At 69.4% G+C, this 14,579-nt stretch carries 12 protein-coding genes; 3 read left to right on the top strand and 9 right to left on the bottom strand.

Features of this window, described 5'->3' with window-relative positions:
* Window positions 1-2 precede the first annotated feature (2 nt).
* Window positions 3-1,235 (top strand): PucR family transcriptional regulator, encoded by a 1,233-nt coding sequence (locus tag WT16_RS19555; protein WP_063534006.1) that lies wholly within the window; start codon window positions 3-5, stop codon window positions 1,233-1,235.
* Complete coding sequence (codA, locus tag WT16_RS19550; RefSeq protein WP_063534005.1) at window positions 1,235-2,491, top strand: cytosine deaminase; 1,257 nt, start codon at window positions 1,235-1,237, stop codon at window positions 2,489-2,491. Before WT16_RS19555 ends, codA begins: the two co-directional genes overlap by 1 nt.
* Window positions 2,492-2,554: 63 nt before the next feature.
* Here the strand turns inward: codA and WT16_RS19545 are convergent, their stop codons facing one another.
* The 4 genes from WT16_RS19545 to WT16_RS19530 form a co-directional block, all read right to left on the bottom strand.
* Complete coding sequence (locus WT16_RS19545; protein ID WP_006027568.1) at window positions 2,555-3,859, bottom strand: MFS transporter; 1,305 nt, start codon at window positions 3,857-3,859, stop codon at window positions 2,555-2,557.
* Between the two features lie 196 nt (window positions 3,860-4,055).
* Window positions 4,056-4,988, bottom strand: a complete 933-nt coding sequence (locus WT16_RS19540) for a 3-keto-5-aminohexanoate cleavage protein (protein ID WP_063534004.1) — start codon at window positions 4,986-4,988, stop codon at window positions 4,056-4,058.
* Between the two features lie 71 nt (window positions 4,989-5,059).
* A complete protein-coding gene (locus WT16_RS19535; protein WP_006027566.1) occupies window positions 5,060-5,857 on the bottom strand; it encodes an SDR family oxidoreductase in 798 nt (265 codons plus the stop codon).
* Between the two features lie 65 nt (window positions 5,858-5,922).
* Complete coding sequence (locus tag WT16_RS19530) at window positions 5,923-6,651, bottom strand: GntR family transcriptional regulator (RefSeq protein ID WP_006027565.1); 729 nt, start codon at window positions 6,649-6,651, stop codon at window positions 5,923-5,925.
* A 322-nt stretch (window positions 6,652-6,973) separates the two neighbouring features.
* Here WT16_RS19530 and WT16_RS19525 point away from each other — a divergent pair, with 322 nt between their 5' ends.
* Window positions 6,974-8,302, top strand: coding sequence for a chloride channel protein (locus tag WT16_RS19525; RefSeq protein ID WP_063534903.1), 1,329 nt, complete (start codon window positions 6,974-6,976; stop codon window positions 8,300-8,302).
* 131 nt (window positions 8,303-8,433) lie between these two features.
* Here WT16_RS19525 and WT16_RS19520 read toward each other — a convergent pair whose 3' ends face one another.
* The 5 genes from WT16_RS19520 to WT16_RS19500 form a co-directional block, all read right to left on the bottom strand.
* On the bottom strand, window positions 8,434-8,757 hold the full coding sequence (locus tag WT16_RS19520) for a hypothetical protein (protein WP_006027563.1): 324 nt from the start codon (window positions 8,755-8,757) through the stop codon (window positions 8,434-8,436).
* Between the two features lie 229 nt (window positions 8,758-8,986).
* On the bottom strand, window positions 8,987-10,564 hold the full coding sequence (locus tag WT16_RS19515) for a cytochrome c peroxidase (RefSeq protein ID WP_348982108.1): 1,578 nt from the start codon (window positions 10,562-10,564) through the stop codon (window positions 8,987-8,989).
* 46 nt (window positions 10,565-10,610) lie between these two features.
* On the bottom strand, window positions 10,611-12,278 hold the full coding sequence (locus tag WT16_RS19510; RefSeq protein WP_015603269.1) for an alkaline phosphatase family protein: 1,668 nt from the start codon (window positions 12,276-12,278) through the stop codon (window positions 10,611-10,613).
* Between the two features lie 245 nt (window positions 12,279-12,523).
* Entirely contained in the window at window positions 12,524-13,504 is a 981-nt protein-coding gene (locus WT16_RS19505) for an alpha/beta hydrolase (RefSeq protein WP_063534002.1), read from the bottom strand.
* A gap of 329 nt (window positions 13,505-13,833) precedes the next feature.
* A complete protein-coding gene (locus tag WT16_RS19500) occupies window positions 13,834-14,478 on the bottom strand; it encodes a response regulator transcription factor (protein ID WP_063534001.1) in 645 nt (214 codons plus the stop codon).
* Between the last annotated feature and the right edge of the window lie 101 nt (window positions 14,479-14,579).

Below are 14,579 nucleotides of genomic sequence, written 5' to 3'. Positions count from 1 at the left end.
CGATGAGTCTGACCGTGGGCGAGATCCTGCAGTTGCCCGGTCTCGAAGAGCTCGCGCTGCGCGCGGGCGAGCGCGGCATGCAACGGCCGGTGCGCTGGTACTACGTCGCGGAGAACGAAGGCATCGCCGACTGGGTGATGGGCGGCGAGCTCGTGTTCGTCACCGGGATCAATCATCCGCGCGACGAGGCGAACCTGCTGCAACTGATTCGCGAAGGCGCGAAGAGCCGCATCGCCGGGATGGTGATCCTGACGGGCGAGGCGTTCATTCGCCGCATTCCCGATTCGGTCGTCGCGCTTGCCGAGCAGCTCGAGATCGTGCTGATCGAGCAGCCGTATCTGCTGAAGATGGTGATCGTCACGCAGTTGATCGGCACCGCGCTCGTGCGGCACGAGAACACGCTGCGCTCGCAGCGCGACATCGTGAACCAGTTGCTGACGGGCGATTACCCGAGCATCGACATCGCGGCCCATCGCGCGCGCAACCTCCAGCTCGCGCTCGATCGGCCGCGCCGCGTCGTCGCGCTTCGGCTCGCGGGCGTGCCCGCGCTCTTCGAAGGCCGCGATCCGGCCGCGGCGGAGGCGCTGCTGCAGGATGCGCGGCAGACGGTGCAGCGCGGCCTGGACGACTGGCTGCGCGACGAGGGCGGTGCGTTGCCGGTGGTCGAGCAGGGCGAACTGTTCGTGCTGCTGCTGCCGTGCGACGACCCGCGTTTCAGGAAGCACAAGCTCGCGCTCGGCGCGCTGCGCGACGCGTTGAACCGGCAGATCGGCCCGCTCACGCTGTTCGTCGGGATCTCGTCGACGGTCGGCGCCGCGCGCCATTACTGCCGCGGGCTCGCCGAGGCGCGGCAGGCGCTCGGCGTCGCCGAGGGCATGCGCGCGGGGCAGGGGCTGTGCGACTACAGCGAGCTGGGCGTGCTGAAGCTGCTCGCCGCCATTCCCGATCCGACGCTGATCGACGGCTTCGTGAAGGAAACGCTCGGCAATCTGCTCGACAGCAACCGCAAGCATCCGACGATGCTGATCGAAACGCTCGAAGCGCTGCTTCAGGAAAACGGCAACGCGATCAAGGCGGCCGAGCAACTGTCGATCCATCGCAACACGCTCAATCACCGGCTGCGCAGGATCGAGACGCAATCGGGGCAATCGCTCGCCGATCCGTATTTTCGGTTGAACGCATCCGTCGCGCTGCTCGCTTGGCGGATGTCGGACACGCAACGACAGGAGTTCTGATGAAGCTCATCAACGCGACGCTGCGCAAGCGCAGCGGCCTTTTCAGCATCGCGTTCGACGGCGGCGCGATCGCGAGCGTCACGCCGCAGCCGGCGCGCATCGGCGTGCAAGGCGCGCCGCGCGCGGACGAAATCGACGTCGACGGCAAGCTCGTGATCCCGCCGCTCGTCGAGCCGCATATCCACCTCGATGCGGTGCTGACGGCGGGCGAGCCCGAGTGGAACATGAGCGGCACGCTGTTCGAGGGGATCGAGCGCTGGGCGCAGCGCAAGGCGACGATCACGCGCGAGGACACGAAGACGCGCGCGCATGCGGCGATCGGGATGCTGCGCGATCACGGCATCCAGCACGTGCGCACGCACGTCGACGTGACCGACCCTTCGCTTGCGGCGCTCGAGGCGATGCTCGAAGTGAAGGCCGAGGCGCGCGGGCTGGTCGATCTGCAGATCGTCGCGTTTCCGCAGGAAGGGATCGAATCGTTCGACGGCGGCCGCGCGCTGATGGAGCGGGCGATCGAGATGGGCGCGGACGTCGTCGGCGGCATTCCGCACTTCGAGAACACGCGCGAGCAGGGCGTGAGCTCGATCGCGTTCCTGATGGATCTCGCCGAGCGCAGCGGCTGCCTCGTCGACGTGCACTGCGACGAGACCGACGATCCGAACTCGCGCTTTCTCGAAGTGCTCGCCGAAGAGGCGCGCGTGCGCGGGATCGGCGCGCGCGTGACGGCGAGCCACACGACCGCGATGGGCTCGTACGACAATGCGTACTGCTCGAAGCTGTTTCGCCTGCTCAAGCGCTCGGAGATCAACTTCATTTCGTGCCCGACCGAGAGCATTCATCTGCAGGGCCGCTTCGACACGTTCCCGAAGCGCCGCGGGCTCACGCGCGTCGCCGAGCTCGACCGCGCCGGGATGAACGTGTGCTTCGGCCAGGATTCGATTCGCGATCCGTGGTATCCGCTCGGCAACGGCAACATCCTGCGCGCACTCGATGCGGGGCTGCACATCTGCCACATGATGGGCTATCAGGATCTCGCGCGCAGCCTCGATTTCGTCACCGACCACAGCGCGCGCGCGATGCATCTCGGCGAGCGCTACGGAATCGAGCCGGGGCGCCCCGCGAATCTCGTCGTGCTCGACGCGTCCGACGATTACGAGGCGCTGCGGCGGCAGGCGAAGGCGCTGCTGTCGATTCGCGGCGGCGACGTGATCATGCGCCGCGTGCCCGAGCGCATCGACTACCCGGCCGCGCGCTGACGCGTGGCGGCGGACGCATGCGGCCCGCCGCTTGCCGCTCACCGCCCGCCGCGTTCGATGCCGTCACTCGTGCCCGTGACGCAGCCGCAGGCTCGCGAACGCGGCGACGACGAGCGCGATCGCGAGAAACGCGAGGCCGTTCTTCGCGTGACCGGTCGTCTGCTCGATCGCGCCGACCACGGTGGGCCCGACGAAGCCGCCGAGCAGGCCGCACGTGTTGACGAGGCCGAGCCCGCCCGCGAGTGCGCTGCCCGCGAGGCGCGAGGCCGGAAACGTGAAGACGATCGACTGCACGACGAAGAACATCGACGCGGCCGCGCACGCGCTCGCGAGCGCGGCCGCGGGCGGCGCATACGCGGCGCAGACGAGCCCCGCCGCCATCACCGCGAGCCCCATGCACAGAATCCGCCGCGACCGCGACGAATCGCGCGCGAAGCGCGGCAGCGTCGCCGCGCCGAGCGCTGCGGCGATCCACGGCATCGCGCTCAGCAGGCCGACGACGATCGGCGTGACGCGTCCCGATTCGCCGATGATGCCGGGCAGGAAGAAGATCATCGTGTAGATCGTCAATTGATGGCAGAAGTACACGAAGATCGCGAGCCAGATCTGCGGATCGCGCAGCGCGGCGCCGAACGCGTGCGCGCCGTGCGCCGCCGTGCCCGCCGCCTGCTCGTTCGCGAGCGTGCGCTCGAGCGCGCGGCCGAGCTCGGGCGCGAGCCAGCGCGCGTCGCTCGGCCGGTCCGGCAGGCGGGTCCAGATGACGAACGCGAGCGCGATCGCCGGAACGCCTTCGACGATGAAGAGCCACTGCCAGCCGTGCAGCCCGAGCGCGCCGTCGAGCTCGAGCAGCGCGCCCGCGAGCGGGCCGCCGACGATGTTCGCGACGCATACGCCGAGCAGGAAATAGCCGGTTGCGCGCGCGCGTTCCTCGCGACCGAACCAGTACGTCAGATACAGCATCACGCCCGGAAAGAGCCCGGCCTCCGCGGCGCCGAGCAGGAGCCGCATCGCGTAGAAGGAGGTTTCGCCGCGCACGAGCGCCATCGCGACGGACAGCGCGCCCCACGTGATCATGATCCGCGCGATCCAGAACCGTGCGCCGGCGCAATGCATGATCAGATTGCTCGGGATCTCGAACAATGCGTACGTGAGGAAGAAGAGCCCCGCGCCGAGGCCGTATGCCGCCGACGAGAGGCCGAGATCGATGGCCATCGAGTGCTTCGCGAACGCGATGTTCGTGCGGTCGAGAAAGCTGATCACGTACGCGGTGATCAGGATCGGCATCAGCTTGCGAAACAGCAGGCGGTTCAACGACGCGCGCGCGTCGCCGACAGGCGGATAGAGGGCTTCGGCATGGGGTGCGGACATGGGTGCGACTCCGTGAGAGGCGATCCGGAGCGCACGGCAAGCACGGCGCTCCGCGTTCAGCAGATGACGGGCAGATGCGCGGGCCGCGCGCCGGCGGCGCTCGGGGCGAGCGGGGCGAAAGGCGGCCTGCCGGGCATCGGCGTGCGCCGATGCCGCGTGTCTGCGCTTGCGTGTCGAATGGTCGGGCGGCGCGGGCTCAGAAGTTGACCGCGTCGCCGCCCTTGAGCGCGAGCATCGCGCGCGCGTCGGCGGGCGTCGCGATCTCGAGCGACAATCCTTCGAGCACCTGACGAATCTTGCGCACCTGCGCGGCGCTCGATTCGGCGAGCTTGCCGGGCGCGATCCACAGCGAATCCTCGATGCCGACGCGCACGTTCGCGCCCTGGGCCGCGCCGATCGTCGCGAGCGGAATCTGGTTTTTGCCCGTGCCGAGGACCGACCACACGTAATCGCCGCCGAACAGGCGGTCCGCCGTGCGGCGCATGTGCGCGAGATCCTCCGGATGCGCGCCGATGCCGCCGAGGAGCCCGAACACGCTCTGGATGAAGAACGGCGGCTTCGCGAGCCCGCGCTCGACGAAATGCGCGAGGTTGTACAGGTGCGAAATGTCGTAGCACTCGAATTCGAAGCGGGTGCCGTTCGCGCTGCAGTTCGCGAGGATCGTCTCGATGTCGGCGAACGTGTTCTTGAACACGAGATCGCGGCTCTTTTCAAGATGCTCGCGCTCCCACGGATGCCGGAATTCGCGAAAGCGCTCGAGTATCGGATACAGGCCGAAGTTCATCGAGCCCATGTTCAGCGACGCGACTTCGGGCTGGAAATGATGCGCGGGACGCAGGCGCTCGGCGACCGTCATGTGCGGGCTGCCGCCCGTCGTGATGTTGATCACCGCGTTGGTGCGCGCCTTGATGCGCGGCAGGAATTCGGCGAACACGGCCGGGTCCTGCGTCGGCCGGCCGTCGGCGGGATCGCGCGCGTGCAGGTGCAGGATCGCCGCGCCGGCTTCGGCCGCCGCGACCGCGGCATCCTCGATCTCGCGCGGCGTCACGGGCAGATGCGGCGACATCGACGGCGTATGGATCGCGCCCGTCGGCGCGCAGGTGATGACGACTTTGCGGGGGCTGGCCACGTTAGGGCTCCTTTCGATGCTCGGCGGTGAAGGGAGATGGAGGCAATGAAGGGCGAATGAATGGCGGCGGATCAGAGCGCCTCGACGTTGCCGCAGACGGAAATCGTCTGTCCGGAAATCCCGTGCCCGCCCGGCGAGCAGAGGAAGAGCGCGGTCGCCGCGATCTCGTCCGGATCGGTCATCCGGCGCAGCGAGATTTTCTCGAGATAGCGCGCTTCCATCTCGTCGTGGCCGATGCCGAGTTGCGCGGCGCGCGCCTCGATCACGCGGCGCATCCGCGGGCCGCGCACGATGCCCGGCTGGATCGCGTTCACGCGGATGCCGAGCGGGCCGAGCTCGATCGCGAGGCTCTTCACGAGGCCGACGACCGCCCACTTCGTGGCCGAATACGGCGTGCGAAACGCATAGCCGAGCCGCCCCGCGACCGACGACAGCGCGATGATCGCGCCGCCGTGCGGCGCGTCGCGCAGCATCGGCACCGCGCGGCGCGCGAACTGGAACTGCGCGTTCAGGTTGATCGCGACTGTCTGCTCCCATTGCGCGGGATCGATCTCGTCGATGCCGCCCGTCGGTCCGGCGACGCCGGCGTTGTTGACGAGCACGTCGAGCCCGCCGAGCGTGCGCGCGACATCGTCGAACACGCGCCCAACGGCGGCCGGATCGGCGACGTCGGCGAGCGTCGTGCCGAGCGCGGCGCGCGACGGCCGGTCCGCGAGCGCGGCAAGCGCCTTCTCGGACGCGTCGCAGACGTGAACCTTGCCGCCGCATTCGGCGAACGCGTCGGCGATCGCGAGTCCGATGCCGGACGCGCCGCCCGTCACGAGTACGCGCAGCCCGGCGTATGGTTTCAGCAGATCGATTGCGGCCATGCGTGTCTGTCTCCAGTGATGTCAGTTGTTTTGTTTGGCGATGCAGATGATTCGATTCGCGAAGCCTATTCGTTCTTCGCGTTCTTCGCGAGCCGGCGCGGGCCGAGCCGCTCGCGCCCGGCCGCGAGCGTCCCGGCGAGGTCGTGCGCGGCGCCGCCGATGTCGAGCGCGATGCCCGCACGCGCGCCCGCGCCGTCGCGGCGCTCGAGCGCGTCGACGATCGCGCGGTGCGCGTCCATCGAGCGCCGCATATGCGGCACGTCGAGCGCGACCATGTTCAGGAACGGGCCGATCCGCATCCATAGATTCCGGATGATCGCGAGCGTGTTCTCGCTCGCGCCGTGCGTGTAGATCGCGTTGTGGAACGCGAAGTTGCTTTGCAGGTACGCGCGGCTTCGGCCGGCTTCGACGTGCGCGTTCATCGTCTCGCAGATGCGCCGCACGCCGGCGATCTGCGCGTCGGTCATCCGCGTCGCCGCGCGCTCGGCGACGCAGCCTTCGAGCGCGATCCGCACGTCGCGCAGCTCGTCGAGCATCTCGACCGTCATCGGCGGCACGACGAGCGCACGGTTCGGGCCGTCGACGAGCGCGCGCTCCGCGCGCAGCCGCGTGAGCGCGGCGCGCACGGGCATCGTCGACGAGCCGACCGCCTCGGCGACGCTGCGCAGGCTGAGTGCCTGGCCGGGCGCGAAGCGGCCGCTCATCAGCGCCTCGCGCAGTTGCTGGTAGACCTTGTCGGCCATCGTTTCCTGTTCGATGGCTTCGAGAGCGGGCGGGACGATGCGCGGCGCCAAGACGGGCTCCTTGTGGTTTGATCTGTGATCCGTGATCACACTTGCGGTGTCACGAAGTGTTGTCGATGCGATGCGCGGTGTCAAGCGCGCGGCGATCAGGGAAAACGCGAGGAGGGGCGCCTGGGGCGTGACACGGACAGCGTCGCCGGTCCGGGCGGGACGAGCGCAACGCGTGACGTCGGATTGAATGTGTAGAACTCATCAATAGATAAGAAAAATCCATTTGTTTCATGATTGACCGGCGCATACGATGGCGCCATTCGTTCATGCCGAGCGAGCGTGCCGAGACGCGCGCGTTCGCTTCCTCGATTCGTCATCGCACATGTTCAATCCGATCGCATCTGCTTCGTCCGCTTCGTCGATTCCTTCCGCCCGGCCGTCGTCATCCGCGTCCGCCGCCTCGCGCGGTCCGCTCGTCGAGCTCGCCGCCGTCACGCTGCTGACGGGTGTCGGCGCGGGCCTGGGCGGCATGCTGCTCGCGCTGCTGCTGCACGCGATCCAGCACGTCGCGTATGGGTACGACGTCGCGCACGCGATCGGCGAAGAGAGCTTCCTTCAGGGCGTGACGGCCGCGCCGCCGCTGCGGCGGTTCGTGGTGCTGATCGGTTGCGGCGTCGTCGCGGGCGGCGGCTGGTGGGCGCTGTACCGGTTCGGCGCGCCGCTCGTCGGCATTCGCCGCGCGGTGCGCGCCGACGATCCGCGAATGCCGGCCGCGAGCACGACCGCGCACGCGCTGCTGCAGATCGTCACCGTCGCGCTCGGCTCGCCGCTCGGCCGCGAGGTCGCGCCGCGCGAGATCGGCGCGATGTGGGCCGGCTGGCTCGCGCATCGCGTCGGGCTGCCCGCTGCCGACGCGCGGGTGATGGTCGCGTGCGGCGCGGGCGCCGGGCTCGCCGCCGTCTACAACGTGCCACTCGGCGGCGCGCTGTTCGTGCTCGAGGTGCTGCTCGGCACGTTCGCGTGGCGCGCGCTCGTGCCGGCCGTCGCGACGTCCGCGATCGCGACGCTCGTCGCCTGGATCGGGCTCGGCAACGAGCAGCAGTACCACGTCGCGCCGCTCGCGGCCGGCGCTTCGCTGTTCGCGTGGTCGGCCGTGTGCGGGCCGCTCTTCGGCGTCGCCGCGTACGGCTTCGCGCGGCTGACCGCACACGCGCGGGCGCGCGCGCCGAAGGACGCGCGGCTGCCGGTGCTCGCGCTCGTCAACTTCACGATCGTCGGCGCGCTCGCGACGGTGTTTCCGCCACTACTCGGCAACGGCAAGGGGCCGGTCGCGCTCGGCTTCGACGGACAACTCGCGATGGGGCTCGCGGCGACGCTGCTCGTGCTGAAGATCGCGATCACGTGGAGCAGCCTGCGCGCGGGCGCCGAGGGCGGTCTGCTGACGCCGGGGATCGCGAACGGCGCGTTGCTCGCGATCGTGCTCGGCGGGCTATGGAGTGTTGCGTGGCCGGGCGAGCCGACCGGCGCGTTCGCGATCGTCGGCGCAGCCGCGTTTCTCGCCGCGTCGATGCAGATGCCGCTCACCGCGATCGTGCTCGTGGTCGAGTTCACGCGCGTTGGGCACGATTTCCTGATTCCGATGCTGATCGCGGCGGCGGGAGCGGTCGCGGCGTTTCGGGTGCTCGCGCGGAGGAGAGAAAGAAAGGCGTGACCGGCTCGACGGCGCAATCGGCGATGTCGATCGGCGATGCCTGCCGCCGGCGCGATTCGACAGGCATCGCCGTTTTCCGCGCGAACATCGGAAGCGCGTCGCGCGCTGCGAATGCCGCGCCGAATGCCCGATCAGGCGGGCGTCTCCGCGATGTAGGCCAGATGCAGATTCTGGCCCCAGCCGCTCGTCGTGTACTCGTCGCGAACATAATCGGTGCGGCAGATGTTGACCGTGAAATCGGTCTTGCTGACGTTGATCACGGTGACGGCGAACGTGTCCGGATACGGAGACGCATGTTTCGGGTCCTGCAACGCGCTCGCGATGACAACGGGAATGGCGGTGAATTCCGCCGGGAACGGAACCTTGACGGTCAGCGGCGCATTGATCCACGGCTTGCCGGGCGGCAGCTTCTCGCGCGGCCCGACGACGTGCGTACCGACGAATTTCTGGGTCATGTCGAATTCTCCATCGTATTGTTGAAGTAATGCGATGCACGGACCCGTCGATGACCGACGGCCGTACGAACGTTATAGAAATCGCGCCGCGCGACGAACAACTCGGAGACGTTGTAGCTTGCGGGCGCCGGCCGTCGCCAGCGGCGTGGGCCGGGGAACCGGGGGGGCGGGCGAGCCCGGAATCGCGAACACCCCCGTTCGCGATTCCACCCGCCGCACATCGCGAAGCTCAGCGCTTCTCGTCGGTCAGCGTGTTCAGGAATGCGACGATGTCGCGCATGTCCTGCCCGGTCATCGCGGGCGCGTCGCCCGGCTTGCGGTCGAACGGCGCGTCGGCGACGTCGACGTTCGCGCGATATGCGCTAGGGATGTCGTCGTATTGCTGCACTTGGCCGCTCGCGTCGCGCGGATAGATCCTGCCCGGATCGACGCTGCGCAGGTTGTAGAACGCGAGCACCCGATCGAGCGAGTGATAGACGCCGTTGTGGAAGAACACGCGGCGCGTCGCGACGTTGCGCAGCGACGGCGTCGCGAACATCCCGCAGTATTGCGTCTGCGTTTTCAGGTCGTCGCGGAACGGCCCGCAGACGCCGAGATCGTGGAACGCCGGATTGCGGTTCTGCGCGAGCGCGCGGTTGCGCGGCACGCCGAGCGCTTCGTACTGGAAATCGGTGAACATCGGCGGCAGGCCGTCCGCGCCCGGCTTCGACAGATGGCAGCCCGCGCAATTCGCCTTCGCCGGATCGTTGAAGAGCCGCAGCCCGCGCAGCTCGGCCTGCGTGAGCCGCGCGTCGCCTTCGAGCCAGCGGTCGTACTTGCTCGAATACGGATGGAACGACGGGTCCTCCACCTGGTAGCGCGCGATCGCGAACATTGCTTCGGACACCGCAAGACGCGCGTCGTCGAAGATACGCGGGCCGAACAACTGCCGGAACTGCGGCGCGTACCGCGCGTTCGCGAGCTTGTGCGCGACGTCGTCGGTGCTCGCGTTCGCCATTTCGACCGGATTCATCAGCGGGCCGAACGCCTGCTGCTGCAGCGTATCCGCGCGGCCGTCCCAGAACATCCCGCCTTGCGGCACGAGTTGCGGCGCGGCGTCCGAGCCCGCCGTCTTCTGCGCGCGCACGACGCCCGCCGCCGACGCGGCCTGTTGCGCGACGCTCGCCGCATCGTCGTTCTCCGACGAGTCGGGGCCGATGCTGAAGTTCGGCTGGCGGTACAGATACATCAGCGACGGCGGCGGCCGGTAGCCGGGCCGCGTCAGCGCGGCGCCGCCCAGTTGCACGTCGAGATCGTTCGGCGGGCCGTATGCATGGTCGGGACTATGGCACGACGCGCACGACTGTCGGCCCGACGCGGACAGCGACGGATCGAAGAACAACGCCCGGCCGAGCTGCGCAACCGCGCTCAACGGTTCGGCGGCCGGGCGGCGCAGCACGACCGGATGCGGATTCGCGCCCGTCAGGTCTTCGACGATCGCGCCGACCGCGCTCGGCGCGTGCTCGGGAAACGCGAGCGCGAATGCGGCGAGACCGAGCACGCCGAACGCGGCGGCCGACAGCACGTGGCGCATCGCGTGCGCGCGGCGGCGGCGCGCATGGGGTGCATGGGGCGAGGGGGCGGAAGGCGCCGCCGATGCGCACGCGTCGAATCGGGCGGGGCGAGGAGGCCGGGCGGAATCGTCGGAGCGGGAAGGCGCAGCGGATTGCGCGGAAAGCGGTTCGGCCATGCTGGAGCGTTCGGTCGTGATCGTGCAAAAGAAAAATCCGGCGCGGCGCGCCGGAACGACAGCCGGCCAGTTGCGCATTGCGCGTCGCGCGGCAGCGCGGCGCGCCGCGTGCGTGACGAGGACGTCAGATCGAAGGCGCCGTCGCGAGCTTCGTGCCGAGCGTCGGGTCGAGGTACAGCGGCGTCTTGTTCACCGCGCCCGAGAAGTCGAACAGATCGCGCATGTCGCCCGCCGTCGCATCGAACGAGCCGCCGCCGATCCGCTGGCCGCCGAGCCAGTTGTCCTCGATGAAGCGCACGACCGACGCCTGGTCGATCAGCGTGTGGCTCACGTAGTTCTGCTTTGCCCACGGCGACACGACGACGAACGGAATCCGCGTGCCCGGGCCGCAGCGGCCGTTGACGGGCGCGCCGGCGACGCCCGTCGTCGCGGCGCCGGCGCCGCACACGCCGTTGCCGTTCAGTTGATCGACCGCGTCGAACGACGCGCGCGTCGGCGACGTGTACGCATGGTCGTACCAGCCGTCCGAGTCGTCGTACGTGACGATCACCGCGGTGTTCGCCCAGTCGGGCTGCTGCTGCAGGAAGTTGATGATCTTCGTCACGAACTGCTGCTCGTCGAGCGGGTCCGAGTAGCCGGCGTGCGCGTCCTGCGCGGCGGGCGCCTTCAGGAAGCTGACCGACGGGAAGTTGCCCGCCTTCACGGCCGCGAAGAAGTCGTCCGAGTCGTACTGGTGGTTCGCGGGCTCGGGCGTCTTGCCGTCCGTCTCGACGCTCGAGCCGATCGCCGCGATCGCGCTCGGGCGCGTGTGCTGCGGGTTCGCGGTCGACGCGTAGTACTGGAACCAGTTGTGGTGCGGGATGTAGTCGGCCGTCGCCGCGTTCACCGCGGTCGCGATCGTGCTGCGCTTGCAGCCCGTCGTGCCGTTCGCGTTCGCCGTCGACAGGTTGAAGCCGCCCATGAAGCCGCCCCACGTGATGTTGCGCGCGTTCAGCAGATCGCCGATGTTCTTGCCAGACATCATCGCCTGATCGGTCGGGCTCGAGCACACGTCGTAGCCCGGGTCGACGTCGTTGATCATCGTGAGGCCGCCCTGGCCGTCATTGACGTAGTACGAGGTCTTCGCGAGCGTCGACACGGCCTTCGACGTCTTCACGATCTGCATCCCGTCGGTCTGGCCGGCGATCACGTTGAGCGCGCCCGGCGTCGATGGGCCGTAGGTCGACGTGTACGCGTTGTCGCTCATCGCGAAGCGCTGCGCGTAGTTCCACAGCGCGGTCACCGTGTTGCCGTCGAAGTAGCCCATCACCTGGCCCGTCGTGCCGAACGCGCCCGCGCCGCCGCTCGAACCCTTGCCCGTGTATTTCGGGAAGAGGTCCGCGAGGCCGTTGTCGTACGCCTGCTCTTCGGCCGTGTACGCGTGGTTCTGGTCGGCCGTCGCGGCCTGCGTGCGGTCGAGGCGGAACGGATTGGCCGCGCCCGCGCCGTTCGCGGGATTCGTCGCGTTCGGGTTCGCGGTGAGCAGCAGGCCCGACAGGCCGTTGATCGGCGGCGTGCCCGACGCGGCGCTGAATGCCGGCTCGCCCGGCGGGTTCGCGGCGTTCGGATAGGTGCCGAAGTAGTGGTCGAACGATACGTTCTCGCCGTAGATCACGACGAGGTGCTTGATCGGCGTCGCGGTCTGCAACGCGTTTTGCGACGTGACGGGCGTGCTGCTGTCGGTGCCGCCGCACGCGTAGAGGGCGATGGCCGATCCGGCGCACGCGGTGGCGATCAAGGCTCGACGAAACATCAGGCAGGACTCCAATGAAAGATCGCTCGATTGACGGCGATCCGCGGGGGATCGCGCGACGGGAGCCGGCTGCGCGGCAAGAGCGGGCGTCGGGGACGCGCCGCGCGCCGGAAACGAAACGGCAGCATTGGATCAGTTCGGTATGAAGTTATGGAGGCGCTGCGCCTTCGGCAGGGTTACAGGCAGGTATCGGCGGCGTTACGGGCGGAAAGACGATCGTAGGGCGCGCGCCGCGCGCGATTGCATCACGGCAGCAGCCGGTTCAGCCGCGCCCACTGCTCGAAAAGCGCGGGCCATGCGCGCACGGCGCTGCCGGGCTTGCCCATTCCCCAGCCGTGGCCGCCCGCCTGGAACGCGTGCAGCTCGACGCTCGCCTGCGCCGCGCGCAGCGCGCTCGCCATCAGCAGGCTGTTGTCGATCGGCGCGATTGGATCGTCGAACGCGTGCGCGAGAAACGTCGGCGGCGTGCGTGCGCTCACGTGCAGGTTCACCGACAGCGCTTCGCTGTCAGCCTGCGCCGGATGCGCGCCGACGGCGTGCAGCCGCGTGCGCGTGCGATCGAACGGCGGCATCAGCGTGAGCACCGGATAGAGCAGCGCGGCGAGATCGGGGCGCGCGGATTCGCGATCGGCGTCGTCGACGCTCGCGTAGCGCCGCGCGTCGGGTTCGACGGCCGTCATCCCGGCGAGATGTCCGCCCGCGGAAAAGCCGACGATCGCGATCCGCGCGGGATCGATGCCGTCGCGCTTCGCGCGCGCGCGGATCACGCGCATCGCGCGCTGGCCGTCCTGCAGCGGCGCGAGCCGCGACCAGCCTTGCCCGGGCAGCCGGTACACGAGCTCGAACGCGGTCACGCCGAGCGACTTCAGCCATGCGCACATCGGCGTGCTCTCGTTGCCGAGCTCGATGTGATCGTAGCCGCCGCCCGCGATCACGAGCGCCGCGCCGCCATTGCCGTGCGCGGGCCGGTAGACGTCGAGCCGCGGCCGGGCGACGCGCGACACGCTGCCGTGCCTGCCGCTCCGCTCGCCGTCGCCTGCGCCCGTCGCGACCGGGTCGGGCGCGGGGCCCGGCCACAGCGCAATCGTTTCATCGGGAACGGCGCGGGGCGCGTCGCCCGGCTGCGGCGCGCCGTGCGTGGCGGTCTGCGCGTGCGCGGCCGGCGCGATCGTGTCGAGCGCGCCGGCGAGCGCGGCGCCGAGCAGGCTGCGTCGGGTGAAGTCCATGTCGAAGGCTCCGGATCGGAATCGGAAGACGACGCCGCTTTCGCGGCGTCGGCATCGTAGGGGAAAGCGCGTGCGCGGGTTTGCCGAGGGCGGGGGGCGAGTCTCTCGCGGCGCGTTCGTTGCACGGCCGGTCCACGCGGCCGTCGGGCCATCGCGATTTCGCGACGGCTCGTGCGCATCGGGACGCCGGGCGCGGGCGCGCCCATGTTACCGGATGCGCGGCGCGGCATCGCATGACGCGCCTTCGCCGCGGCCGGCAAATGGGCGCGGAAATGGGCGCGGCGCGACCGGACACGTGGCCCGCGGCGCGATCTGCGGCGCGGCGCCGATCACGGCGGATCGCCGATCCGATGCGCGACCGCGTACCGCACGAGCGCCGATTCGTTCGGCAATGCCAACTTGTCGAGCACGTGCGCCTTGTAGATCCGCACGGTCTTCGCGCTGATCCCGAGCGCTTGCGCGATCTCGGCGGGCGTGTCGCCCGCCGCGAGATGAAGGAACACCTCGAATTCGCGCTTCGACAGCCGCTCGTGCGGCGGCGCGTCCGTGTCCGACGGCGCATGCAGATTTTCCGCGAGCTGTTCGGCGACGTCCATGCTGACGTACACGCCGCCTGCCGCGATCTTGCGCAGCGCGGCGATCAGCTCGTCGCAACCGCTTTGCTTCGTCAGGTAGCCGGACGCGCCGGCCTGGAATGCCTCGGCCGCGTGCCGCTGGCTTGCGCGCGCGGCCATCACGAGGACGCGCGTGGACGGCGCCGTGCGGCGGATGCGATGGATCAGGTTCGCGCAATCGTGGCCGAGCGTGGTTTGATCGAGGAGCGCGATTCCGGCGCGGCCCTGCTTGACGAGCTCGAACGCGGACGGGGCGTCGCCTGCCTCGCCGTCGATTTCGAACTCGCCGGATTTTTCGAGTATGTGTCGCAAGCCGTCGCGCAACACCGCGTGACGGTCCACCATCAACAGCCTGATCATCGGCGAAGCCTCGTAGCGCGCACCTGCTTATGGCCATCGCGTATCGGCGATCAGCGCTCGCGCCGCGCCGCGTCGCGGCGGCGCGCGAACGCATGCGGCGA

Origin of the sequence: Burkholderia sp. MSMB1589WGS (genome assembly GCF_001636105.1) — a bacterium.
In the GTDB taxonomy this organism is placed as follows: Bacteria; Pseudomonadota; Gammaproteobacteria; order Burkholderiales; family Burkholderiaceae; genus Burkholderia; species Burkholderia humptydooensis.
Note: the sequence above shows the minus strand (reverse complement) of the source record. Positions and strands in the feature narration are given on the sequence as shown.